Genomic DNA, 24,014 nt, shown 5'->3' on the forward strand with positions numbered 1-24,014 from the left:
GCGAAAGGGGAAAGTAACATGACATATATAGTAAAAACAAACCAGTTAACGAAAGTGTTTAAAGGGAAAGAAGTTATTTCCGGTGTTAACATGCATGTGAAAAAAGGAGAAATTTATGGTTTTTTAGGACCAAACGGTGCTGGTAAAACAACGATTATGAAAATGATTACAAATTTAATAAAACCGACGAGTGGTGATATAGAAATTTTCGGTGAGAAATTAACAGATACATCGTATGAAGTATTAAAAAGAATGGGGACAATTATTGAATACCCAATCTTTTATGATAAATTAACGGCGAAAGAAAACTTAGACCTGCATTGTGAATATATGGGCTACTACGATAAAAATGCAATTGACCATGCTTTACATTTAGTGAAACTACAAGGGGTAGATAATAAAAAAGTAAAAGATTTTTCATTAGGAATGAAACAACGACTCGGTATTGCAAGGGCAATCGTGACAAAGCCAGAATTGCTCATTTTAGATGAACCAATTAACGGTTTAGATCCAATTGGCATTAAAGAGTTACGAGACTTATTTAAAATGCTCTGCAAAGAATACGGTATTACATTATTAGTTTCTAGTCATATTTTAGGTGAGATGGAATTAATGGCCGATACAATTGGTGTGATTCAAAATGGAAAACTAATAAAAGAAGTTTCAATGAAGAGTATTAACGGAAAGCAAACAGAGTACATTGAAATCACTGTTCCTGATGTGAAACGTGCAGCTTATATTTTAGAAGATAAACTTGGTATAAAAAACTACAAAATAATGAGTGGAACCATGATTCGTGTGTATGATACGTCAGTGTCTCAGCAGGCCATTTCAAAAGCACTTATTATGAACGATGTGGAAATTGAAAGTATTAATAAGAAACATAGTTCCTTAGAAGAATATTTCTTAAATGTAATGGATGGAGAAGGTATTCATGCTTAATGGACTGTGGCTGAACCTGGTAAGTGGATTTATCGTAATGCTAATAAGTGGAATTTTATATTATAGAAAACCAGAGCGGAAATGGTTGTTAATTCTACTAGTGATAGGAATGTTAAGCTTCGTTACTGCTGGAATTAGAATGTTAGCAGCATAAAGACAGTTATATAAAGAATGGAGGAGTGGTTTGTATGCTTAGATTAATGAAGCTCGAATGGAAGAAACATAAATTATCTAGTTACTTTAAAGGGGTAGCAATTTGTATTATAGCAATTTTCGCTGCAGTAAGCCTTATGGCGTTGGGAATTAAAGCCGAGGGAGACGTGCTCTTCTTTGACTTCACGCAACAAATGGTTTTAATAAACACTTTTATTAGGATAACATTCATTATTTTTAGTTCGGTCATTTTATCACGGTTAGTAATAGACGAGTATAAGAACAAAACAATGCAACTATCGTTTATGTACCCGCTGCAAAGGAAAATGCTAATGAGGGCGAAATTAACAATTGTTTTTTGTTTTTGTTTTGTGAGCACGATTATCGCTACTTTCATTATTAGTTTGCTCGTTTATTTTGTGAGTCCAATGATGGGACTGATTGAAACACCTGCTACGATAGGCGAAATAATAGCTATCGTTCCAGCTACTATTATAAGTGCATTTATGATATCTGGTATAAGTTTAATTCCTTTATTTTTTGGAATGAGAAAGAAATCGACACCTACAACGATTACTTCCGCAGTAATAATTGGTATGCTGATTAGTGGTAACGTTGGGGCTGGAAACGGTCAAGTAAGTATGTTTGATTTTATAGCTATCCCAATTGTGCTCTGTTTATTAGGGATTTTCATTAGTTATCTATCTTATCGTAAAATCGACAAGGTTGATGTGGCATGAAGTAAGCTTAAAACAACAACGAACTGGGGTATGAATGGTGAAAAAGATAATAGTAATTGCAATTTTACTTATTACAATTGCTAGTGTGGTTTTGGGGGTTAAGGTGTTTCAGGGGAAAGGAGGACTATCATGTTACGTCTTATGAAGCTAGAATTGAAAAAGTTTAAGCTTGGCTGGTACGTAAAAGGGGCAGTTATTGCAAATATTACTATACTGGCATTAATGATCTTTACGAGCATCGTTGCTCAAGTAGAAGGTGATCCGGAAATAAGAGATCCGCAGATGATGTTGTTAACGGCTAGTACATTAGTAAGAGCAACATTTATTGTTTTTGGTAGTGTGTTAATCGCAAGGTTAATAATTGGTGAATATAAAAATAAAACAATAATACTTATGTTTTCTTATCCTATTAATCGGAGAAAAATGATGATTAGTAAGTTGGTCATTACAGCGACATTAACATTTATAACAGTTATTGTATCTAACATTTTAATAGTAGGAGTTTTCTTTGGGATAGATAGCTATTTTTCAATTCTTCCTAATCCATTTACAGTAGATCAATTAGTGCAAGAAGGAATAAATCTTGTTCCTTTAGCTATTGCAACTGCGGGAATAAGTTTAATCCCGCTATATTTCGGAATGCGTAAACGTTCAGTGCCAACTACAATTGTTTCATCTATTATTGTTGTGTCAATCGCAATTAATAACCAGCCAATATTTCCGATAGCGACTTTTCTACCTCTTCAATTCACATTTTCAGCGATCGGTATGGTGATTGCTTATTTTGGGATTAAAAATATTGAGAGTGAAGATGCATTATAAAGTTTCACATGAAACAAGTTACAGAAAAAGACAAGATATGTAAACATCTTGTCTTTTTTGTCGTTACATTTTAGGAGCTTCCATTCCAGCCGCAGCCCATTCTTCTTTTGCGGGACCATATACGCCAGGAACTGTTAAGCCGGCTTGTCGCATTAAAACCGTCATTTGCCCGCGGTGGTGATTTTGATGATTAATGAGTGTCATTAAAAATATAGAATTCGGCATAGGGCGACCAAAGAAGTCATTAATAGTAGCTAAGTCTTTATCAGTCCATTTACTTTGAAGTGTTTCAACAAAAGCCGCGTTTACTTTACGGTATTCATCTGCAATTGTTTTTGCAGAAGTTGGAACAGGATAATCTTTCGTTTCTCCTTCAAACTTTAGCCCTGTGCCAGATAGTATCACAGGAATTGCCGTCACGATATGCCAAGCAACTCTTCCTAAAGTCCAATGTTCAGGTGCAATTTCCTGTGATAAAGATGCATCGGTTAATGAATCAAGCATTTTCTGAGTAGACTCTGCTTCGTATGTCCATGATTGTAAAAAGCCTTCAATTGTTTGGTACATTATTGTTATCCCCCTCTACTTATGTTCATAGATTAAGTTCGAGAAGAAATGACAAGTTCCCTTTATGTTTTAATGATGGTATTTAAAATTTTATATATAAATTTTATGATACTATTGAGTGTATATAGAATTATATTAATTTAGGGAGATATTATGAAAAGATTGATTTTAGGAATCATAATTTTATTTTTAATGGTAGGATGTAGCAATGAAACCTATAAAAAAGCAATGGATCAAGGGAAATTGGCGTTAGCGAGTAAAGAATATGACACGGCAGTAGCATCATTTGAGCTAGCATTAGAAGAGAAAAAGGATGATAAAGAAGCAAAGGTATTAAAAGACCAAACTACTAAGATGATAAGTTCGATAAAAGAGAAATCGAGTGGAAATATAGAACAAGCAATAGGTTTGTTTCAAGAAGTAGAAAAGATGAAAGATGGTTCCGCAATCCTTCAAAGTCAAGCGAAAGAACAAAAAGATTCGCTCATAGAGCATAAAGAGTTAAAAGGTCAATATATAGGTCAATTGGAAAAGGCAGAGAAGTTAAAGAGTGATAAAAAGTATGAAGAGGCTAAAGGGATAGTAAATAAAATTGTTAACGATACTGGCCAAAATCAACAATTTATTTCGGAAAATCAACGGGCCGAAGAGCTGAATAAGCAAATCGATGGCTTACTAACTCAACAAGCAGAAGTTAAGAAAAAAGAGGAAGAGTTAAAAAATGAAAAGAAAAAAGAGGCTGATATTGGAAAGTTAAAGGGGTCTTGGATGTCATCAGAAAGTACAGACAGGCCAGTTGGGTTGGAAATAGAATCTATTAATAGTGAGAAAACAGGCGGAGAATTTATGGAACATAATATTTTTGGGAAAGGGACTACTATAGGAGACTTTCGAATATTAAGTGTGGACCAAGGGATTATTTCTGTAGAGCTTGTATTTTTAGTGGGGGAAATAAAGCATAAGGCTGATTTGAAAATTGAGGAGAACACATTAACTGTACATCATGAGTTTATGGGGAGTACTAAATCTGTGAAATTAGTGAGATCAGAGTAATTTATCCGGCTATTCGTCGGACAGTAAAACTTCCACCTCAAGATTCGGCTGGAGCAAAGAAGTTAGGTGGGAGATCCACTGCTCATAAAAGTCCGATTGGTGTGGGCTAATAATCAGCGGGGATGAAGAAACCCCCCACTAATTAAAGTTTCACTTTATTTAGTATATAAAAAGGAGGCTTCTAAAACGAAGCCTCCTTTTTAATTAACCTTCTTCCCACTCTTCCTCATCAACCATAAGAAATAAGGTGCTCCAAGTACAGCAACGACAAGTCCAGAAGGAATTTCTTTCGGATATGCAATTGTTCGTCCGAGTAAATCAGCAATGGAAAGAAGGATTGCTCCAAATAGTGCGGAGCAAACGAATAATCTTTGATGATTCATACCAACGACGATTCGTGCTAAGTGTGGCGCAACAAGACCTAGAAAGGCAATTGTACCGACAGCTGCGATATTTACAGATGCAAGTAGTGTTGCTAACACAATGAGGGCAAGGCGCGTTTTATTTACTGGTTGCCCGAGTCCCGTTGCTAAATCGTCTCCAAGTACGAGAACATCAAGTTGTTTTATTAAGAAAAAGATAATGAATACAAGAATTAGCGATGGATATAGAATGATATTTTCTAAGTGATTCCATCCTCTTGCATACGTGCTACCTGATAGCCATGTTAAAGCAGCAGCAACGTTCAAATTTGCTCTAACGATAAAGATTTGAATAATCGCTGAACCGAGAGCTGAAATACCAATTCCTATTAAAGCAAGGGCTGTTGGGCTAAATCCTGATTTCCATGAGAAGAAGAGAACAATTCCAACTGAAAGTAGTCCGCCGATAAATGCACCAATTGGTAGGAAGAAACCAGGAAGTGCGGGAAAGACATACATAATAGTTAAAGCACCAACACCAGCTCCCGATGAAATACCAATAATAGAAGGATCGGCGAGTGGGTTTCGTAATATACCTTGGAAAACAAGCCCACTTATTGCAAGGCATGCGCCAGCAATAGCAGCAACGAGCATTCTTGGTAAACGAAGGTTCATCATCATATTTTTATCAAATTGTGTTAATTGTCCTGATATAACATTTGTAATACTTTCGATATAAGCGTTACTACCGATTGTAACACCAAGAGTAATTGTCACAATGCAAAGTGTGATAGAGATAATGATTACCTTTTTATAAGAGTAATAGCGAGAACTAGCTCCAGCTGCATTCGCTCCGTTATCATTCATATATTGTTTCGATTTCATCATTCGATAGACTAAGTAAATAAGCCAAGGTGATCCAATCATTGCCGTGACTGCTCCGACAGGAAGTTCAGCCCCAGTTGGATCTATTAGTCTACCAACGACATCAGCTCCAAGTAATAGTACAGCTCCCCATAAGAAAGAAGAGAGAAGGAGAGTAAAGTGTTGACGGTAGCCAATAAGACGCATTAAATGTGGTGCAACTAAGCCAACAAATCCAATTGGTCCAACAACAGTTACAATTACTGCTGTTAAAAAGATCGCAGCAATGAAGGCGATAAGACGTGTTACTGCTGTTTTTTCACCAAGAGAAACAGCGACATCATCACCAAGTAAGAGAATGTTGAGTTTACGAGACATAAATAGTAAAACTAGGAAAGAAATAATGATAAATGGAAAAGCAAATTGAACGCCATCCCAGTTATTTTGAATAAGAGATCCAGCTCCCCATAAAAATAAACCAGCTGTTTCATTTTCATAGAAAAGCTGCATCGTTCCAGTAAAGGCAGAAAGCATTAATGTAACGACCATACCAGCTAGTGCCATTCTAAGTGGGGTTCCCTTTTTTCCACCAGAAATACGGTATACAAATAAAGCGGTAATAGCACCGCCGATAAATGTGAAAAGAAGTGAATTAATTTGCAGACCTTTTGGTAAAAAAATTGTAGCCGCTACTAGAAAGAAATATGCGCCAGAGTGAATACCCATTGTACTGGATTCAGCAAGTGGATTTTTCGTTAATGTTTGTAAAATGACCCCAGATGCAGCAAGAGCACCTCCAGCTAAAATGGCAATTACGGCCCTAGGTAATCGAAGCATAATTAAAGTTTGATGCTCTAGTGATTGGTTCGGTGAGATAAGAGCATCAATAATCATACTATAGGAAATGTTTGCTTGACCTTGTCCGATATGAATAAAGAAAAGGAGGAGCAAGAGAGCTGCTCCTCCTCCGAATACAAGACTTGCTCGAAGTGTATGTTGTAGGCTATTCATTGTGTAATCACTTCTTCGCTGTCATTACATCTGCTACTTGTGTTGCTAAAGATGTTGCAGACTCAGGACCACCGAAAATCCAAGTGTCGCCTTTTAATTTATACATTTTGTTTTCTTTTTTGAACTTTAATTCTTCCCAAGCAGGGTTGCCTTTTAGTTGAGTGTCAAAAATGTTATCTTCATCCGCTACAATGTAAATGAAGTTTGAATCTTGTACACTTTGTAATGATTCTACAGTTGTTTGTTTGAAACCATCTGGCTCAGATTTTCCTGCTTCAAAAGTATTTGTTAAACCTAATTTTTTTGTAACTTGTAAAGCTAAAGAATTGTCAGTTAAGATACGGAATGTTGGTACGTTTTTAGCAGTAAATGCTTGTGCCATTGCGATGTTTTTATCTTTTAAGTCTGCTTTCTCAATTTTTGCTTTTGCATCAGCGAAGGCTTTATCCATATCAGCTAATACTTTTTTACCTTCTTCTTCTTTTCCAACTGCTTTTGCAATTTGTTTAAATGTTTCTGTCATTTCAGCAAAGTGATCGTTATTGCTTGTTGATGGATCAAACATAACTGTTGGTGCAATTTGCTCTAATTCATTTTTAATTGCTTTACTACGGAATGAAGCTGTGATAATTAAATCTGGTTTTAAACGGCTAATTTCTTCTAAGTTTGGTTGTTGACGTGTCCCTACATCTACAACATCTTTACTTGGTTTTGTTTTTGTATTTACCCATTTATTATAATTCTTAATGTCTGCCATCCCTACTGGCTGAACACCAAGTGCTAATAAGTCTTCTGAATATACCCACTCAAGTACAACTACTTTTTTCGCTGGTTTATCTAACTTTGTTTCCCCTTCAGCGTGTTTAATTGTTATAGCTTGATTTTTATTGTCCGCTTTTGTTTCCTTTTTCTCCTCTTTTTGCTGTCCGCATCCAACAGCGAATAGAAGAACTACTATGAAAATACTGAGAATTTTCTTCATCTTCTGCCCCCAAATTAAGTGTTTTTTGTAACTAGCACCATAAGTGAAAATGGTTATCAATTACAACACCCAAATCATACTATGAGGATAATTTAAGTGTCAATATTTTTTTAAAATTTTGAATAAAAATAACAAGTTATACGGATTTTTATATATTATAGTTGCTATTTATGAAGAATCAGCCTCTTTACTAAAAAGATTGGCGAATGTGGAAAGTTTAAATGGGAACTTGTCTGTGTACGAAAGCGTAATGTGTATGGTTAATAATCTGTGGAGATGGGGCGAAAGTACAAGCAAAAGGAGAGTGAATCGCATGTAATAATTACTAGAATGTATGGAGGAAATCTGTGTTTTATCCCCCACTAGGCTAAGTATTTCTTTGTTATTTAGATAGGTGTTTTTTGATTCGGTGATTGCGCTAAAAAGATCGAATGTAAAGGAAGTGATCAACATGTCTTCATGGAGTAATAACATAAATGGATATTGTGGGTGTAATAATCAAAATGGTGTACATGTTGATTCATGCTGTTTTAGTTGCGATGGGACAGTTCCTAAGGTTGGTCCAACCGGTCCGACGGGAGCGACAGGAATAACAGGAGCAACAGGCTCAACGGGAGCGACAGGAGTAACAGGCGACACAGGGGCAACGGGAGCGACAGGAGTAACAGGAGCGACGGGAGTAACAGGCGATACAGGTCCAACGGGAGCGACAGGAATAACAGGGGCAACGGGAGCGACAGGAATAACAGGAGCAACAGGCCCAACGGGAGTGACAGGAATAACAGGGGCAACGGGTCCAACAGGAGCAACAGGTGGCACAGGCCCAACGGGGGCGACAGGAGTAACAGGAGCGACGGGAGTAACAGGCGATACAGGTCCAACGGGAGCGACAGGAATAACAGGGGCAACGGGAGCGACAGGGATAACAGGAGCAACAGGCCCAACGGGAGCGACAGGAGTAACAGGCGATACAGGGGCAACGGGAGCGACAGGCCCAACAGGAGCAACAGGCACAAGTATAACGGCAACATACGCATTTGCAAATAATACGTCGGGAACAGCAATATCGGTACTACTAGGTGGAACAAATGTCCCGCTTCCAAACAATCAGAATATCGGTCCAGGTATTACAGTGTCTGGGGGGAACACAGTATTTACGGTTGCAAATGCAGGGAACTATTATATTTCATATACAATTAATATAACCGCTTCATTATTAGTTAGTTCACGAATTACAATTAATGGGGCACCGCTTGCTGGGACTATTAATTCTCCTGCATTAGCAACGACATCATTTAGTGCGACAATTATTACGACCCTTGCGGCGGGGAGTGCAATTAGTTTGCAATTATTTGGTTTGTTAGCTGTTGCGACATTATCAACAACTACCCCAGGAGCGGTATTAACGATTATAAGATTAAGTTAATGACAAACTCTCTTACTCTTTTAAGATTAGGAGAGTTTCTACATATAATAAGAAGTTAATGAAGTAAAGCATAGTTATAAAAAAGTCAGAATATTATGATTGTAACGCTATGGTGACTATAATATAATGAAAATAACCATCATGAATGAACATTCATTTATCCCGCATTAACGGGCAGTAAGATCCCGCCTCAAAATTCAGCGAAAGTAAAGAAGTTAGCTGGGTGATTAACTGCCCGTAAAATCCCGATTGGTGTGGGCTAATAATCAGTGGGGCTGAAAAATCCCCACTGATTAAAGTTTCACTTTATTTTTTATGTATTTGAAGGGGGAATGAAGGTGGAAAAAACATGGTTGAAAAGTTATCCAGAGGAAATTCCTAGTACGATTTCTTATGATATTCAGCCACTTCATGGATATGTAGAACAGATGGCTTCTCGCTACCCAGAAAAGAAAGCGCTTCACTTTTTAGGGAAGGATATTACGTTTTCGGACTTCCATGATAAGGTGAAGAGGTTTGCAAATTATCTTCAAAAGCTCGGTGTGGAAAAGGGTGATCGAGTTGCTATTATGTTGCCGAATTGTCCGCAAGCTGTAATTGGTTATTACGGTACATTACTTGCGGGAGGTATCGTAGTACAAACCAATCCACTGTATACAGAAAGGGAATTAGAATATCAGCTTCATGACTCGGGAGCAAAAGTAATTCTTTGTCTCGATTTAGTGTTTCCAAGAGTAACGAATGTTCAATCTGCTACAAAAATTGAGCATATTATCGTAACTCGTATTGCAGACTTTTTACCATTCCCTAAAAATCTATTGTATCCATTTGTGCAGAAAAAACAGTCGAATTTAGTTGTGAAAGTATCAGAGAGTGAAACGATTCATCTTTGGAATTCAGTAGAAAAAGAAGTGAATACGAATGTTGAGGTGCCTTGTGATCCTGAAAATGATCTAGCTCTTTTACAGTACACAGGAGGAACAACCGGATTTCCGAAAGGAGTTATGTTAACGCATAAAAACCTCGTCTCTAACACGTTAATGGGAGTTCAATGGTTATATAATTGCAAAGAAGGAGAAGAAGTCGTTCTTGGGGTTCTTCCATTTTTCCATGTTTATGGTATGACAGCTGTTATGAATTTAAGTATTATGCAAGGATACAAAATGGTCCTTATTCCAAAGTTTGATATGAAAATGGTTTTTGAAGCGATTAAGAAGCATAAAGTGACATTGTTTCCAGGGGCACCAACTATTTATATCGCTCTTTTAAATAGTCCGCTTTTAAAAGAATACGATATTTCTTCTATTCGTGCTTGTATTAGTGGATCAGCACCACTGCCAGTAGAAGTACAGGAAAAGTTCGAAAAAGTTACAGGTGGTAAACTAGTAGAGGGATATGGTTTAACAGAATCATCTCCGGTTACACATAGTAATTTTTTATGGGAAAAGCGAGTGCCGGGTAGCATTGGAGTTCCGTGGCCAGATACAGAGGCAATCATTATGTCACTTGAAACTGGTGAGGCATTACCACCAGGAGAAATAGGGGAAATTGTAGTGAAAGGTCCTCAAATTATGAAAGGATACTGGAATAAGCCAGAGGAAACAGCGGCTGTATTGCAAGATGGCTGGCTCCATACAGGTGACGTTGGATACATGGATGAAGATGGATTCTTCTATGTAAAAGATCGCAAGAAAGATATGATTGTCGCGAGTGGATTTAATGTGTATCCTCGTGAAGTTGAAGAAGTATTATATGAGCATGAAAAAGTGCAAGAAGTAGTGACAATTGGAGTTCCAGATCCGTACAGAGGAGAGACAGTTAAAGCATTTGTTGTGTTAAAAGAAGGTACGGAGTGCTCTGAGGAAGAATTAAATCAGTTTGCACGTAAATATTTAGCGGCTTATAAAGTGCCGAAAGTATATGAGTTTAGAGATGAATTGCCGAAAACGACAGTAGGGAAAATTTTACGCCGTGTTTTAATGGATGAAGAGAAGAGAAAGAATGAGGATGAGCAAACGGGCTAAGGCCCTTTCTTTTTGAAAAAATAGGATTGACACTTTTCTAAATAGTCAGTATTATAAGAATATGAATGACTATTCATTCAGTCATCTTCTTGAAGGGGACAGTAAAGTGAAGAAAAATAGACCGAAATACAATCAAATTATTGATGCGGCAGTCATTGTGATTGCGGAGAATGGGTACCACCAAGCGCAAGTTTCTAAAATCGCAAAGCAAGCTGGGGTAGCTGATGGCACGATTTATTTATATTTTAAAAATAAAGAAGATATATTAATATCCTTATTCCAAGAGAAGATGGGAGATTTTGTCGAAACAATTCGTCAAAAAACAGCAGGAATTGAAAGCGCTGTATCGAAGTTATTCATGTTGGTAGAAACGCACTTCTTGCTGTTGTCACAAAATGATCCCCTTGCTATCGTTACGCAATTAGAGCTCAGGCAGTCCAATCAAGACTTGCGCCTTAAAATAAATGAAGTATTAAAAGGCTACTTACAAGTTATGGATGAGATTTTAGAGACTGGTATAAAACAAGGTGAATTTCAAGCAGATTTAAATGTTCGCGTGGCAAGACAAATGATCTTTGGAACAGTAGATGAAGTTGTGACCAATTGGGTAATGAGCGATCATAAGTATGATCTGGTCGCACTTTCAAAAACGGTACATGGGCTACTCATTGCAGCTTGTGGTTATCGTCAATAATGGGAGGGATCATGTTGAAATTCCTATCTGTAAGAGTTGAAGATCATATCGCGGTGGCGACGTTAAATCATGCACCAGCAAATGCGATGTCTTCACAAGTTATGCATGACGTTACTGAATTAATTGATCAAGTGGAAAAGGATGATAACATTCGTGTTGTTGTTATTCACGGTGAAGGACGTTTCTTCTCAGCAGGAGCAGATATTAAAGAATTTACATCTGTTACTGAAGCGAAGCAAGCAACAGAATTAGCACAGCTTGGACAAGTTACGTTTGAGCGTGTTGAAAAATGTTCAAAACCAGTTATTGCGGCAATTCATGGAGCGGCACTGGGCGGCGGCCTTGAGTTTGCTATGTCTTGCCACATGCGCTTTGCAACTGAAAGTGCAAAACTTGGTTTACCTGAATTAACACTTGGATTAATTCCTGGCTTTGCAGGTACACAGCGCTTACCACGTTATGTTGGGAAAGCAAAAGCTTGTGAAATGATGTTAACAAGTACACCAATTACTGGTGCAGAAGCATTGAAATGGGGACTTGTTAACGGATTGTTCTCTGAAGAATCACTTTTAGATGATACGCTTAAAGTCGCAAAACAAATTGCTGGAAAAAGTCCAGCAACAACTCGTGCTGTACTAGAGTTATTGCAAACGACCAAATCGTCTCATTACTATGAAGGTGTACAACGTGAATCACAAATTTTTGGTGAAGTATTTACGAGTGAAGATGGAAGAGAAGGTGTAGCTGCATTTTTAGAAAAGCGTAAACCTTCATTTAGTGGCAGGTAGTTCAATTATTTTTTTAATATAAATTAACAGAAAATTAAAATTGATAGAATCTTTCTGAAAAACAAGGGGGTAAATGGAATGAACATCTACGTACTCATGAAACGAACATTTGATACAGAAGAAAAAATCGTAATTAAAAACGGTGCAATTTACGATGGCGAAGCGGAATTCATCATCAACCCTTACGATGAATATGCAATTGAAGAAGCAATTCAAGTAAGAGACGCACAAGGTGGAGAAGTTACAGTTGTAACAGTCGGTGGCGAAGATAGTGAGAAAGAACTTCGTACTGCATTAGCGATGGGCTGTGATAAAGCGGTATTAATTAATATTGAAGATGATGTAGAAAATGGTGACCAGTTCACGACAGCAAAAGTGCTTGCTGAATATTTAAAAGATAAAGATGCAGATCTAATTTTAGGTGGAAACGTTGCAATTGATGGTGCATCTGGACAAGTAGGTCCACGCGTAGCTGAAGCGTTAAATATTCCGTATGTAACGACAATTACAAAACTTGAAATTGACGGTACAAATGTGAAGATTGAGCGTGATGTTGAAGGTGATACAGAAGTGATTGCAACTTCATTACCAGTGTTAGTAACAGCACAGCAAGGTTTAAATGAACCTCGTTATCCATCGCTTCCAGGTATTATGAAAGCGAAGAAAAAGCCACTAGAAGAATTAGAATTAGATGATTTAGATTTAGAAGAAGATGATGTGGAAGCAAAGACAAAAACAATTGAAATCTATTTGCCTCCTAAGAAAGATGCAGGAAAAGTGTTACAAGGCGAGCTGCAAGATCAAGTAAAAGAACTTGTATCGTTGCTCCATACAGAAGCGAAAGTAATCTAATAAAATACGAAATTATATATGCAGGAGGGAAAATCTATGGCTCGTAAAGTATTAGTAATGGGTGAAGTTCGTGATGGATCGCTACGTAACGTTTCGTTTGAAGCGGTAGCAGCAGCAAAAACAATTGCAGAAGGCGGTGAAGTAGTAGGTCTTCTAGTTGGAGACAGCGTTGCCTCTTTTGCAAATGAATTGATTCATTACGGTGCAGATCGCGTTGTGACAGTTGAAAATGATAAATTAAAATCATATACATCTGATGGTTATGCACAAGCGTTTTTAGCTGTACATGCTGAAGAAAATCCAGAAGGTATTGTCTTTGGACATACAGCACTTGGTAAAGATTTATCACCAAAATTAGCAGCGAAGCTTGAAGCTGGTTTAGTTTCTGACGTAACTGCTTTAGAGGTTGAAGGTGGAAATGTTATCTTCACTCGTCCGATTTACTCTGGTAAAGCATTCGAGAAGAAGATTGTAACAGACGGCATCTTATTTGCGACAGTGCGTCCAAATAACATTGCAACTCTGGAAAAAGATGAGTCTCGCAGCGGTGACGTATCTTCTATTACAGTTGATGTGAAAGATTTACGTACAATCATTCAGGATGTTGTCCGTAAAACAGCAGAAGGTGTTGATCTTTCTGAAGCGAAAGTTATTATCGCTGGCGGACGCGGTGTGAAGAGTGAAGAAGGATTTAAACCATTAAAAGAGTTAGCTGACGTACTAGGCGGCGCTGTTGGGGCATCTCGTGGTGCTTGTGACGCTGAATACTGTGAGTACTCATTACAAATTGGTCAAACTGGTAAAGTTGTTACGCCAGACTTATACATTGCATGTGGTATTTCTGGTGCGATTCAGCATTTAGCAGGTATGTCTAACTCAAAAATAATCGTTGCGATTAATAAAGATCCAGAAGCAAGTATCTTCAAAGTAGCTGACTACGGTATTGTCGGTGACTTGTTCGAAGTTGTACCTCTTTTAACAGAAGAGTTTAAAAAGTTAAAAGTACATTCATGATTTAAGTACCCTTGAGTTCCAAGTGAAGTACCCCTATATATAGAAAAAGGTGAGAGATCCCCTGTCTCTCATCTTTTTAGTATTTAATCCGTATTTTTATATAGTATAAAGGAACATTTTTTTGTTACAATACATAACGATACATATTATTCGCCACGTATATAAGTTAATGATATACTCTTGGTAGAATATACTTGAAGGAGGAAATAAAATGGCAATTGTAAACGCAAATGACCAAAGCTTCGCAGCTGAAACTAGCGAAGGTGTTGTATTATTAGATTTCTGGGCACCTTGGTGTGGACCTTGTAAAATGATCGCTCCTGTATTAGAGGAAATCGATGCAGAATTAGGCGAAAAAGTAAAAGTAGTAAAAGTAGATGTTGATGAAAACCAAGAAACTGCTCGTCAATTCGAAGTAATGAGTATTCCAGCTCTTTTCGTATTAAAAGACGGTAAAGTAGTTGATCAAGCGTTAGGTTACAAACCGAAAGAAGCGTTAGTAGAATTAGTTTCTAAACACTTCTAAAATAAAAAAAGCTACCAAATGGTAGCTTTTTTTATTTTCTTTTTTAGATCCTTTCCGTTACAATAAAGGAACGTATGTTGGGTGTTTTGGCATAGTATGTTTTCAAGTGAAAATAAAAATGCTAAGCATGTAGAAATGGAGGGAGACGAGTGCACGAACATTTGAAAGAAAAGTTGGCTATTTTACCAGATCAACCTGGTTGTTATTTAATGAAAGATAAGCAAGGAACGGTTATATATGTCGGAAAGGCAAAAGTGCTTAAAAATCGTGTGCGCTCGTACTTTACTGGTTCACATGATGGGAAAACACTGCGGCTTGTAGGAGAAATTGTTGATTTTGAATATATTGTAACCTCTTCGAATTTAGAAGCACTTATTTTAGAGTTAAATCTAATTAAAAAATATGATCCGAAATATAATATTCAATTAAAAGATGATAAAACATATCCTTTTATTAAAATTACAGCGGAGAAACAACCGCGCTTACTCATTACTCGAAATGTAAAAAAGGATAAAGGAAAGTATTTTGGTCCTTATCCAAATGCACAATCTGCTCATGAAACGAAAAAACTGCTAGATCGTATGTATCCACTTCGGAAATGCACGAATATGCCAGATAAAGTTTGTTTGTATTATCATATGGATCAATGTCTAGCGCCTTGTGTGAAAGAAGTGACGGAAGAACAAAATAAAGAAATTGTAGATGAAATTATTAAGTTTTTAAATGGTGGGCATAAAGAAGTTCGTTCAGAATTAGAAATAAAAATGTATGAGGCCTCAGAGAAACTAGAGTTTGAACGTGCAAAAGAGTTGCGTGATCAAATTGCTCATATTGATGCGATTATGGAAAAACAAAAAATGATTATGAGTGACTTAGTGGATCGCGATGTGTTTGGATATGCAGTGGATAAAGGATGGATGTGTGTTCAAGTTTTCTTCGTTCGAAAAGGCAAGCTAATTGAACGTGATGTTTCTATGTTTCCGATTTACGATGAACCAGAAGAGGGCTTTTTAACGTTTATCGGCCAATTTTATGAAAACAGTAGTCATTTTAAGCCGAAGGAAATTGTCGTTCCAGGAAGTATAGACTCGGAATTAGTAGAGCGCTTTTTAGAAGTGGAAGCGACACAGCCGAAACGTGGTAAGAAAAAAGACCTTGTAGAATTAGCAAATAAAAACGCAAAAATTGCTCTTGAAGAGAAGTTTTACTTAATCGAACGTGATGAAGAACGAACGATTAAAGCGGTAGATCATTTAGGAAAGCAGCTTGGAATTGAAACACCGTATCGTATTGAAGCGTTTGATAACTCAAATATTCAAGGAACAAATCCCGTTTCTGCAATGATTGCTTTTATCGATGGGAAACCAGCGAAGAAAGAATATAGGAAATATAAAATTAAAACGGTTCAAGGGCCAGATGATTATGAGTCTATGAGGGAAGTTGTGAGACGCCGTTATACAAGGGCGCTTAAAGAAAATTTACCTTTACCGGATTTGATTATTATTGATGGCGGAAAAGGCCACTTGGCGGCTGCAAGTGATATTTTAGAGGATGAGCTCGGATTATATATTCCGATGGCAGGTCTTGTAAAAGATGACAAACATAAAACCTCCCATTTAATTATTGGAGATCCCCCGGAACCTGTGGTGCTTGAGAGAAATAGCCAAGAATTTTATTTATTGCAGCGTATTCAAGACGAGGTGCATCGATTTGCGATTACATTCCATCGTCAATTACACGGGAAATCTGTCATTCAATCAGCATTGGATGACATTCCAGGAATCGGTGATAAACGGAAAAAGGTATTGTTAAAACATTTTGGTTCATTAAAGAAGATGAAAGAAGCTTCTGTAGCAGAATTTGTCGAAGCAGGTATGCCAAAAAATGTTGCAGAGACGATTTATACGTATTTAACAGATAAGAAGACGTTGTAGTTTACAACGTCTTCTATTTTTTGTTATAATTTCTGAAGATTTAAAATAAATAGACGTGAATGAAAATACAAAAAAGTCAACTAAACTGATATGTCTAGTTGACTGTAGGTAATGCTTACACTTCAATGAGATCTTTTATATCCCATTTCACAAGAAATGTAATAGAGTCAGAACGTTTTTTCTTTTCTTCATATGACTCTGCAACGACGTTCCGTTGCTTTTGAATTTGTTCAGCGATGAATCCAGCTTCTAGTTGATAAGAAGAATGCCTTTTTTGTTTTTGACGTTCTGCAATGAGTGTGCCTTTAAGTTGGAACTGCATTTCACGACGCTTATGTTCAATAATGCTTAAAGTGCCCCAGCCAGCCTTTTCAAAGAACTGAATGACTTCTTCAATTGTTTCTAGCGGATATTTTCTTGCAAGGTTTCTACCAGACCAGTATAAAATACCATCTAAATCGTTGCCGATTAAATCAGGTAGTAATTCTTCACGTAGCAATTCATAAGCGAAGGCGTTCAATGAAACATCTTCTAAAGATGTTATATCGATTGTATTTTTACTCACAATATTCCCCTCTTTCTATAGGGATTATTATATAACATTTTTCATTTATAAAAACAGATTTTTCTTTAGGGAAATCTCAATATCTGAGAAGAAAAAAAGAATTGGCAAATTATATGCAAATTATGTATACGTTTTCTTGACGCTTCGACAAAAATAGGGGTAAAATGAACTTGTTATCAAATTATGCTGAAATATTTCGAATAATTTTTTCAGTTTTTCTTATGCCAATAGTGAAAAAACATTATTGTTATAAATTAATCTGAAAACAGCAGTCAAACATTCAAGGGGGTAATGGGGACATGAAAGGCCGCGAGTATACGTTTCGTAAGTGGCACTCATTAATGGGGGTCATCCCGGTTGGTGTCTTTTTGACGCAACATCTAATTGTAAACAACTTTGCAACAAGAGGAGCAGAGGCTTTTAACAAAGCTGCAGGCTTTATGGAGCTCCTTCCATTCCGGTATGCGCTAGAAATTTTCATCATCTTTTTACCGATACTGTACCATGCTATATATGGCTTATATATTGCATTTACAGCTAAGAACAATGCGGTTTCTTACGGTTATTTCCGTAACTGGATGTTCGTCTTCCAAAGAATTTCAGGTATCGTTACGCTGATTTTCATTTCTTGGCACGTCTGGGAAACTCGTATTCAAGCAATGTTAGGTAAAGAGGTAAACTATGATATGATGGCAGATATTTTAAACAATCCAGCTATGTTTGCATTCTACTTAGTTGGTGTTGTTTCAACAATTTTCCACTTTGCAAATGGACTATGGACATTCTGCATCAGCTGGGGAATTACAGTATCTCCACGTTCACAAAGAATCTCTACTTATGTAACATTAGCTATTTTCTTAGGTCTATCTTATGTAGGTGTGAGTGCATTATTAGCGTTCATCGATCCACAGCTAGCAAATCAGTAAGGAGTGGGAGAGCATGAAAGGGAAACTTATAGTAGTCGGCGGTGGCTTGGCTGGCTTAATGGCAACGATTAAAGCGGCAGAAGCAGGAGTGAATGTTGAACTGTTTTCTTTAGTACCAGTAAAACGTTCACATTCTGTATGTGCTCAGGGCGGAATTAACGGTGCCGTAAATACGAAAGGTGAAGGGGATTCTCCATGGATCCACTTTGACGATACAATTTATGGTGGGGACTTCTTAGCGAACCAACCACCAGTTAAAGCAATGTGTGAAGCAGCACCTGGTATCATTCATTTAATGGACCGTATGGGTGTTATGTTCAACCGTACGGAAGAAGGACTTCTTGATTTCCGTCGATTTGGTGGAACACAACATCACCGTACAGCATTCGCTGGTGCAACAACTGGACAGCAATTACTTTACGCATTAGATGAGCAAGTACGTCGTCATGAAGTAGCAGGACTTGTAACGAAATATGAAGGTTGGGATTTCTTACGAGCTGTTGTTGATGATGAAGGTGTGTGCCGAGGAATCGTTGCACAAGACTTACAAACTATGGAGATTAAAAGTTTCGGAGCTGATGCCGTGATTATGGCAACAGGGGGCCCTGGTATCATTTTCGGAAAATCAACAAACTCCATTATTAATACAGGTACAGCAGCGTCTGCTGTATATCAGCAAGGCGCATATTATGCAAATGGTGAGTTCATTCAAATTCACCCAACGGCAATTCCAGGAGACGATAAATTACGTCTTATGAGTGAATCTGCACGTGGTGAAGGTGGACGTGTTTGGACATATAAAGATGGTAAGCCATGGTACTTCTTAGAAGAAAAATATCCGGCTTACGGAAACCTTGTACCTCGTGATATCGCAACGCGTGAAATCTTTGATGTTTGCGTAGAGCAAAAACTAGGTATTAACGGTGAAAACATGGTGTACTTAGATCTTTCTCATAAAGATCCGAAAGAACTAGATATTAAACTTGGTGGAATCATTGAAATCTATGAGAAATTTACAGGTGATGATCCTCGTAAACTACCAATGAAAATCTTCCCAGCTGTTCACTATTCAATGGGCGGACTATGGGTTGACTATAAGCAAATGACGAGTATTCCAGGTTTATTTGCAGCAGGTGAGTGTGATTATTCTATGCACGGTGGTAACCGCCTTGGTGCAAACTCACTATTATCAGCAATTTATGGTGGTATGGTAGCAGGACCAAACGCAATTGAATATATGAAAGGTCTTTCTAAATCATCAGATGCTGTTTCGTCTACTGTATATGAGCAAAATGAATTAATCGAAACAGAGAAATTTAACAATATTTTAACGATGGATGGTAATGAAAATGCATATGTTCTTCATAAAGAGCTTGGAGAATGGATGACAGATAACGTTACAGTAGTTCGTGAAAATAAAAAGTTATTAGAAACAGATGCGAAAATTGAAGAGTTAATGGCTCGTTACAAACGTATTAACATTAACGATACAGCGAGATGGAGTAACCAAGGTGCTTCATTTACACGTCAACTTGCAAATATGTTTGAGTTAGCACGTGTTATTACAATTGGCGCATATAACCGTAATGAGAGCCGCGGGGCGCATTACAAACCTGAATTCCCAAATCGTGATGATGCAAACTTCTTAAAAACTACGATGGCAAAATTTGAAGGAGAAGGAAATGCACCAGCATTCCATTACGAAGACGTTGATGTTTCATTAATTAAACCACGTAAACGTGATTATTCTTCAAAACATGATGTAGCTGCTAAGGGTGAAGAGAAGGGGGATAAACAACATGTCTGAGAAAACAATCCGCCTCATCATTACGAGACAAGATGGACCAGATGCACAAGCGTTTGACCAAGAGTTTGAAATTCCATATCGTCCGAATATGAATATTATTTCGGCGCTTATGGAAATTCGTCGTAATCCTGTTGATTCAAAAGGGAATCAAACAACTCCGATTGCATGGGATATGAACTGCTTAGAGGAAGTATGCGGAGCATGTTCAATGGTTATTAACGGAAAGCCACGTCAATCATGTACGGCTCTTATTGATCAATTAGAACAGCCAATTCGCTTAAAGCCGATGAAGACATTCCCAGTTGTACGTGATTTACAAGTTGACCGCAGTCGCATGTTTAATGCTCTAAAACGCGTTAAAGCTTGGATTCCAATTGATGGTACGTATGACCTAGGTCCAGGACCAAGAATGCCTGAGAAAAAGCGTCAATGGGCTTATGAGCTTTCAAAATGTATGACATGTGGTGTTTGCTTAGAATCATGTCCAAACGTAAACAGTAAGTCTGACTTTATTGGACCAGCGCCGTTATCACAAGCTCGCTTATTCAACTCACATCCAACGGGTGAAATGCATAAAGCAGATCGCTTACGTGCAATTATGGGAGATGGAGGACTAGCGAACTGTGGTAACTCTCAAAACTGTGTGCAATCATGTCCGAAGGGTATTCCTTTAACAACTTCAATTGCGGCATTAAACCGTGATACAACAATTCAATCGTTCAAAGATTTCTTTGGTAGCGATAATAACTATTAATAAATATTGCCTCTTCATCTTGAAGGGGCAATATTTATAACTGTATTTTTCAGTTTATTCTGTTTTTTTGAGAGGAAGAGGAGATAACGTTGAAGAGAATTTCTTATATTGAAGACTTCGAGAAATGGGAAAGTGGTTTTTTATTTTACAATCCTGTAAAGGTTCGTTTTGGTGAAGTAGATATGTTTGGACATGTAAATAATGTCGTTGCTTTTACTTATTTTGAAGAAGCTCGTATCGCGTTGTTTAAAGAACTTGGATTTATGCAAGAGTGGACACATACATCATCAGACACGATGATCGTTGTTGCGGATTTACAATGTAATTTTATTAAGCAAATATATTATGATGAACAGTTGAAGGTGTATGTAAAGGCAGGATCGGTTGGGAATTCTTCTTTGGATTTACATTATATGGTGAAGAATGCAGAAGGAGAGGTTTGTTTAGTAGGTCGTGGAATGATGGTTCAAGCGTCGAAAAAAACAGGAAGAGGCGAACCGTGGCCTGAAGAATGGAAGAAGAAATTACTACAATGATAGAGTGAAAGAAAAATAAGAGAGCAATTTGCTCTCTTATTTTTTGTCTTCCATCGCTTCTTCTAATGTTAAGTGATGTTTATATAGGTATGTAGCGTATGGATTACCAACGTAGCGTAAGTGCCATGGTTCATATGCATATTCTGTTGTATCTGTTTTATCTTCTAAGTAACGAATGACAAAGCCGAATTCATGAGCGTGTTCCGCGACCCATTTTCCTTCTGCTGTCTCCCCGAAAATAGGCTCTAATTGAAATTTAGCTGTTTTTGAACTAATATCCATTGCTAAACCCGTTTGGTGTTCACTCGTACCAGGAATTGCGCTTACTGAATTAGCCTCAGCTTTTCCTTGACGCCTAACGTATGTATCATGCAACGATTTTTGGCGTTTGTATGAACGATAACCAGATACAGCTGTAAGATCAAGCCCTTCTTTTTTCGCAGCTTTGAACATGTTTTCAAGTGCCTCTGCAGCATCTTTGCGTAGCAATGTTTTTTCTTTATCTTTTGGACTAGCAAATGGTACGTTTGGTCTCGTTAAGTCTTCAGGAATGTATCCATCTGGTAGTTTTCGATGTTTATTAATTAAGACAAGATTAGATTTTGGATTTGTTACAACTGAAAAGTTATTGTCTATTTTCTTTGCATTATGATCAGCTTTTGGAAAAGCAGGAATCTCTTCTTTTGGGTGGTTAGTATGTTTTTGACTTTCGACAGCTTTCGCTTCATTATGTAGTGGTGATTTAGAACCAAAGTAAGTGAAAGATGTGATACCGATTACAATAGTAGTGGCAGAAATAATTATTATCTTTTTCATAATGCCTTGTAATCACAGTCCCTTCTTAATAAAATGTGTATCGTTTTTTTATTATAAGTCTAGTTTGTTGGAAAAGGAATATAAGAGTCATAACGTAATAGAAATGCAAAGAAAATGTCAGAAAATGTGTGAATTTGTAGTATTTTTTTATATAATTCATTTCTTATCTTTCATGAATTGCATTTTTTATGTAATATATATACATAAGAAGATGTAGCGATTATCGAGAATAAAGAACTTCTTGTATAGACTAGGAGTGAATGGGAATGGATTTTGCAACAATTATTGGACTTGTTTTAGGATTTTTAGCAGTGGTAGTAGGGATGGTCGTCAAGGGCGCTGACGTAACAGCCTTATTAAATCCTGCCGCAGCATTAATTATTTTTATCGGTACATTTGCTGCAGTATGTATTGCATTTCCGATGAATCAACTAAAAAGGGTTCCAAAACTATTTAAAGTTCTTTTTGGTTCAAATAAAAAGGATTTAAGTTATGAACAGTTGCTAGAATTATTTGTTCATTGGACATCTGAAAGTAGAAAATACGGTATTTTGTCTTTAGAGCAACAATTAGACAAAATTCAAGATGAATTTCTTTTGCGCGGTATGAAATTTGTGATTGATGGCGTATCCGCAGAAGATTTAGAGCAAATTTTGGAATCTGAATTAGAGGCAATTGAAGAAAGACATGCAAAGGGAGCTGCTATTTTTTCACAAGCTGGTACGTATGCACCGACATTAGGAGTTTTAGGTGCTGTTATCGGTCTTGTAGCTGCGCTTGGTAACTTAACTGATATTGAAAAGTTAGGTCATGCTATTTCGGGTGCATTTATTGCAACGATTTTTGGTATTTTTTCAGGGTATGTATTATGGCATCCATTTGCAAATAAGTTAAAGCAAAAATCTTCAGCTGAAATTGAGAAAAAACGTTTAATCATTGATTGTTTATTAATGTTACAAGAAGGTACATATCCGTTTATTATGAAGAACCGCATTTTAGGTGCACTTTCTGCAACTGAGCGTAAAAAGCTAGAAAAAGGAGCAGAAAAAAATGCGGAGTAAGAAAAATAGAAGAGGCAAAAAGAAAAAACATGATGAGCATATCGATGAAACGTGGTTAATCCCATATTCTGATATGTTAACGTTGTTATTTGCATTGTTTATCGTTTTATTCGCAATGAGTAGTATAGATGCTGCGAAGTTTAAACAGATGGCAGTTGCTTTTCGAAGTGAATTAGCCGGGGGAACAGGTAACAAAGAATTTTTAAGTGATCAAAAGCCAAATGATGAAAAAGAATTATCGGCAAGTAGCCTTGAGGCAGAACAAGCAAAAAAACAAGAAGAAGCTAGAGCTAAAGAAAAAAAAGAGATGGATGAATTGAAAGCATTACAAAAAAAGATTGATCAATATATTAATGAAAAACAATTATCCTCTTCTTTTCAAACTAAATTAACTGAAAAGGGATTAATGGTGACAATATTAGAAAATATACTGTTTGATTCGGGGAAAGCAGATGTGAAATTAGAATCTTTAGGGATTGCAAAAGAAATGTCTAGCTTACTTGTTTCAGCGTCACCTCGTGAAATTACAGTATCCGGTCATACGGATAATGTCCCTATTGCCAATGCACAGTTTGCGTCGAATTGGGAATTAAGTACGCAGCGGGCAGTTAATTTTATGCAAGTATTACTGCAAAATAAAGAATTACAACCAGAAAAATTTAGTGCGATTGGTTACGGAGAATACCGTTCGATTGCTCCAAACGATACACAAGAAGGAAAGGCAAAGAATAGACGTGTGGAAGTATTTATCTTGCCTTTAACAGAGAAAGCAAAATAAAGAGGATGGCGAATGCC

Annotated in this window: 24 protein-coding genes; 19 read left to right on the forward strand and 5 right to left on the reverse strand. The window is 37.1% G+C overall.

What is annotated here, in order from left to right:
• The first annotated feature begins 18 nt into the window (after window positions 1-18).
• From MHI28_RS24335 to MHI28_RS24350, 4 genes are all read left to right on the forward strand, one after another.
• Entirely contained in the window at window positions 19-942 is a 924-nt protein-coding gene (locus MHI28_RS24335; protein WP_000221121.1) for an ABC transporter ATP-binding protein, read from the forward strand.
• Window positions 935-1,096, forward strand: coding sequence for a hypothetical protein (locus MHI28_RS24340; RefSeq protein ID WP_000931814.1), 162 nt, complete (start codon window positions 935-937; stop codon window positions 1,094-1,096). The genes MHI28_RS24335 and MHI28_RS24340 overlap by 8 nt, the downstream gene beginning before the upstream one ends.
• A 34-nt stretch (window positions 1,097-1,130) precedes the next feature.
• The gene (locus MHI28_RS24345; protein WP_000945208.1) at window positions 1,131-1,835 is read left to right on the forward strand and encodes an ABC transporter permease; all 705 of its coding nucleotides are present in this window, start codon (window positions 1,131-1,133) and stop codon (window positions 1,833-1,835) included.
• A gap of 129 nt (window positions 1,836-1,964) precedes the next feature.
• Window positions 1,965-2,657, forward strand: a complete 693-nt coding sequence (locus MHI28_RS24350; RefSeq protein ID WP_000945188.1) for an ABC transporter permease — start codon at window positions 1,965-1,967, stop codon at window positions 2,655-2,657.
• A gap of 63 nt (window positions 2,658-2,720) precedes the next feature.
• Here the strand turns inward: MHI28_RS24350 and MHI28_RS24355 are convergent, their stop codons facing one another.
• Window positions 2,721-3,224, reverse strand: coding sequence for a DinB family protein (locus MHI28_RS24355; RefSeq protein ID WP_000284975.1), 504 nt, complete (start codon window positions 3,222-3,224; stop codon window positions 2,721-2,723).
• Between the two features lie 153 nt (window positions 3,225-3,377).
• On the opposite strand from MHI28_RS24355, the gene MHI28_RS24360 reads away from it, so the two are divergent.
• The gene (locus MHI28_RS24360; protein WP_000825582.1) at window positions 3,378-4,277 is read left to right on the forward strand and encodes a hypothetical protein; all 900 of its coding nucleotides are present in this window, start codon (window positions 3,378-3,380) and stop codon (window positions 4,275-4,277) included.
• A gap of 200 nt (window positions 4,278-4,477) precedes the next feature.
• Here the strand turns inward: MHI28_RS24360 and fhuB are convergent, their stop codons facing one another.
• Window positions 4,478-6,514, reverse strand: a complete 2,037-nt coding sequence (gene fhuB, locus MHI28_RS24365; RefSeq protein ID WP_001087105.1) for a Fe(3+)-hydroxamate ABC transporter permease FhuB — start codon at window positions 6,512-6,514, stop codon at window positions 4,478-4,480.
• Between the two features lie 7 nt (window positions 6,515-6,521).
• Complete coding sequence (locus MHI28_RS24370; RefSeq protein ID WP_000722824.1) at window positions 6,522-7,496, reverse strand: ABC transporter substrate-binding protein; 975 nt, start codon at window positions 7,494-7,496, stop codon at window positions 6,522-6,524.
• A gap of 451 nt (window positions 7,497-7,947) precedes the next feature.
• On the opposite strand from MHI28_RS24370, the gene MHI28_RS24375 reads away from it, so the two are divergent.
• The 8 genes from MHI28_RS24375 to uvrC all read left to right on the forward strand — a co-directional run bounded on the left by MHI28_RS24375 (window position 7,948) and on the right by uvrC (window position 16,754).
• Window positions 7,948-8,922, forward strand: a complete 975-nt coding sequence (locus tag MHI28_RS24375; protein WP_000100367.1) for a BclA C-terminal domain-containing protein — start codon at window positions 7,948-7,950, stop codon at window positions 8,920-8,922.
• A 338-nt stretch (window positions 8,923-9,260) separates the two neighbouring features.
• On the forward strand, window positions 9,261-10,946 hold the full coding sequence (locus MHI28_RS24380) for a long-chain-fatty-acid--CoA ligase (RefSeq protein ID WP_000416318.1): 1,686 nt from the start codon (window positions 9,261-9,263) through the stop codon (window positions 10,944-10,946).
• Between the two features lie 106 nt (window positions 10,947-11,052).
• Window positions 11,053-11,640 (forward strand): TetR/AcrR family transcriptional regulator, encoded by a 588-nt coding sequence (locus MHI28_RS24385; protein ID WP_000742213.1) that lies wholly within the window; start codon window positions 11,053-11,055, stop codon window positions 11,638-11,640.
• An 11-nt stretch (window positions 11,641-11,651) separates the two neighbouring features.
• Window positions 11,652-12,428 carry an enoyl-CoA hydratase gene (locus MHI28_RS24390; protein WP_000911292.1) on the forward strand — a complete coding sequence of 259 codons (777 nt, stop codon included), beginning with the start codon at window positions 11,652-11,654 and terminating at the stop codon, window positions 12,426-12,428.
• A gap of 78 nt (window positions 12,429-12,506) precedes the next feature.
• Window positions 12,507-13,280 (forward strand): electron transfer flavoprotein subunit beta, encoded by a 774-nt coding sequence (gene etfB / locus MHI28_RS24395; protein ID WP_001029028.1) that lies wholly within the window; start codon window positions 12,507-12,509, stop codon window positions 13,278-13,280.
• 36 nt (window positions 13,281-13,316) lie between these two features.
• Entirely contained in the window at window positions 13,317-14,294 is a 978-nt protein-coding gene (gene etfA, locus MHI28_RS24400) for an electron transfer flavoprotein subunit alpha (RefSeq protein ID WP_000101957.1), read from the forward strand.
• Window positions 14,295-14,505: 211 nt separating this feature from the next.
• Window positions 14,506-14,820, forward strand: a complete 315-nt coding sequence (gene trxA / locus MHI28_RS24405) for a thioredoxin (protein ID WP_001018943.1) — start codon at window positions 14,506-14,508, stop codon at window positions 14,818-14,820.
• 149 nt (window positions 14,821-14,969) lie between these two features.
• Window positions 14,970-16,754, forward strand: coding sequence for an excinuclease ABC subunit C (gene uvrC / locus MHI28_RS24410; RefSeq protein ID WP_000544289.1), 1,785 nt, complete (start codon window positions 14,970-14,972; stop codon window positions 16,752-16,754).
• A gap of 115 nt (window positions 16,755-16,869) precedes the next feature.
• Here uvrC and MHI28_RS24415 read toward each other — a convergent pair whose 3' ends face one another.
• Window positions 16,870-17,319, reverse strand: coding sequence for a YslB family protein (locus MHI28_RS24415; RefSeq protein WP_000042214.1), 450 nt, complete (start codon window positions 17,317-17,319; stop codon window positions 16,870-16,872).
• Window positions 17,320-17,618: 299 nt separating this feature from the next.
• Between MHI28_RS24415 and sdhC the strand changes: the two genes are divergently transcribed.
• The 4 genes from sdhC to MHI28_RS24435 all read left to right on the forward strand — a co-directional run bounded on the left by sdhC (window position 17,619) and on the right by MHI28_RS24435 (window position 21,342).
• Window positions 17,619-18,245 (forward strand): succinate dehydrogenase cytochrome B558, encoded by a 627-nt coding sequence (sdhC, locus tag MHI28_RS24420; RefSeq protein WP_000678354.1) that lies wholly within the window; start codon window positions 17,619-17,621, stop codon window positions 18,243-18,245.
• Window positions 18,246-18,258: 13 nt separating this feature from the next.
• A complete protein-coding gene (gene sdhA / locus MHI28_RS24425; protein WP_000676742.1) occupies window positions 18,259-20,052 on the forward strand; it encodes a succinate dehydrogenase flavoprotein subunit in 1,794 nt (597 codons plus the stop codon).
• On the forward strand, window positions 20,045-20,806 hold the full coding sequence (gene sdhB / locus MHI28_RS24430) for a succinate dehydrogenase iron-sulfur subunit (RefSeq protein ID WP_001291827.1): 762 nt from the start codon (window positions 20,045-20,047) through the stop codon (window positions 20,804-20,806). The genes sdhA and sdhB overlap by 8 nt, the downstream gene beginning before the upstream one ends.
• A gap of 89 nt (window positions 20,807-20,895) precedes the next feature.
• On the forward strand, window positions 20,896-21,342 hold the full coding sequence (locus MHI28_RS24435; RefSeq protein ID WP_000822726.1) for an acyl-CoA thioesterase: 447 nt from the start codon (window positions 20,896-20,898) through the stop codon (window positions 21,340-21,342).
• Window positions 21,343-21,378: 36 nt separating this feature from the next.
• On the opposite strand, the gene MHI28_RS24440 is transcribed toward MHI28_RS24435, so the two are convergent.
• Entirely contained in the window at window positions 21,379-22,158 is a 780-nt protein-coding gene (locus tag MHI28_RS24440) for a M15 family metallopeptidase (protein ID WP_000720211.1), read from the reverse strand.
• A gap of 266 nt (window positions 22,159-22,424) precedes the next feature.
• Between MHI28_RS24440 and motA the strand changes: the two genes are divergently transcribed.
• Together motA and motB are read left to right on the forward strand one after the other, a co-directional pair.
• Window positions 22,425-23,219, forward strand: coding sequence for a flagellar motor stator protein MotA (gene motA / locus MHI28_RS24445; protein WP_000344862.1), 795 nt, complete (start codon window positions 22,425-22,427; stop codon window positions 23,217-23,219).
• Complete coding sequence (motB, locus tag MHI28_RS24450; RefSeq protein ID WP_001256733.1) at window positions 23,209-23,997, forward strand: flagellar motor protein MotB; 789 nt, start codon at window positions 23,209-23,211, stop codon at window positions 23,995-23,997. Before motA ends, motB begins: the two co-directional genes overlap by 11 nt.
• The last annotated feature ends 17 nt before the right edge of the window (window positions 23,998-24,014 follow it).

This window comes from Bacillus sp. FSL K6-0268 (assembly GCF_038005425.1).
Taxonomy (GTDB): domain Bacteria; phylum Bacillota; class Bacilli; order Bacillales; family Bacillaceae_G; genus Bacillus_A; species Bacillus_A thuringiensis_S.

What these genes read in the sequence shown, in the direction of transcription:
- MHI28_RS24335 (WP_000221121.1), top strand. Translation starts at nt 19, where the DNA reads ATGACATATATAGTAAAAACAAACCAGTTAACGAAAGTGTTTAAAGGG.
- MHI28_RS24340 (WP_000931814.1), top strand. Translation starts at nt 935, where the DNA reads ATGCTTAATGGACTGTGGCTGAACCTGGTAAGTGGATTTATCGTAATG.
- MHI28_RS24345 (WP_000945208.1), top strand. Translation starts at nt 1,131, where the DNA reads ATGCTTAGATTAATGAAGCTCGAATGGAAGAAACATAAATTATCTAGT.
- MHI28_RS24350 (WP_000945188.1), top strand. Translation starts at nt 1,965, where the DNA reads ATGTTACGTCTTATGAAGCTAGAATTGAAAAAGTTTAAGCTTGGCTGG.
- MHI28_RS24355 (WP_000284975.1), bottom strand. Translation starts at nt 3,224, where the DNA reads ATGTACCAAACAATTGAAGGCTTTTTACAATCATGGACATACGAAGCA.
- MHI28_RS24360 (WP_000825582.1), top strand. Translation starts at nt 3,378, where the DNA reads ATGAAAAGATTGATTTTAGGAATCATAATTTTATTTTTAATGGTAGGA.
- fhuB (WP_001087105.1), bottom strand. Translation starts at nt 6,514, where the DNA reads ATGAATAGCCTACAACATACACTTCGAGCAAGTCTTGTATTCGGAGGA.
- MHI28_RS24370 (WP_000722824.1), bottom strand. Translation starts at nt 7,496, where the DNA reads ATGAAGAAAATTCTCAGTATTTTCATAGTAGTTCTTCTATTCGCTGTT.
- MHI28_RS24375 (WP_000100367.1), top strand. Translation starts at nt 7,948, where the DNA reads ATGTCTTCATGGAGTAATAACATAAATGGATATTGTGGGTGTAATAAT.
- MHI28_RS24390 (WP_000911292.1), top strand. Translation starts at nt 11,652, where the DNA reads ATGTTGAAATTCCTATCTGTAAGAGTTGAAGATCATATCGCGGTGGCG.
- etfB (WP_001029028.1), top strand. Translation starts at nt 12,507, where the DNA reads ATGAACATCTACGTACTCATGAAACGAACATTTGATACAGAAGAAAAA.
- etfA (WP_000101957.1), top strand. Translation starts at nt 13,317, where the DNA reads ATGGCTCGTAAAGTATTAGTAATGGGTGAAGTTCGTGATGGATCGCTA.
- trxA (WP_001018943.1), top strand. Translation starts at nt 14,506, where the DNA reads ATGGCAATTGTAAACGCAAATGACCAAAGCTTCGCAGCTGAAACTAGC.
- sdhC (WP_000678354.1), top strand. Translation starts at nt 17,619, where the DNA reads ATGAAAGGCCGCGAGTATACGTTTCGTAAGTGGCACTCATTAATGGGG.
- sdhA (WP_000676742.1), top strand. Translation starts at nt 18,259, where the DNA reads ATGAAAGGGAAACTTATAGTAGTCGGCGGTGGCTTGGCTGGCTTAATG.
- sdhB (WP_001291827.1), top strand. Translation starts at nt 20,045, where the DNA reads ATGTCTGAGAAAACAATCCGCCTCATCATTACGAGACAAGATGGACCA.
- MHI28_RS24440 (WP_000720211.1), bottom strand. Translation starts at nt 22,158, where the DNA reads ATGAAAAAGATAATAATTATTTCTGCCACTACTATTGTAATCGGTATC.
- motA (WP_000344862.1), top strand. Translation starts at nt 22,425, where the DNA reads ATGGATTTTGCAACAATTATTGGACTTGTTTTAGGATTTTTAGCAGTG.
- motB (WP_001256733.1), top strand. Translation starts at nt 23,209, where the DNA reads ATGCGGAGTAAGAAAAATAGAAGAGGCAAAAAGAAAAAACATGATGAG.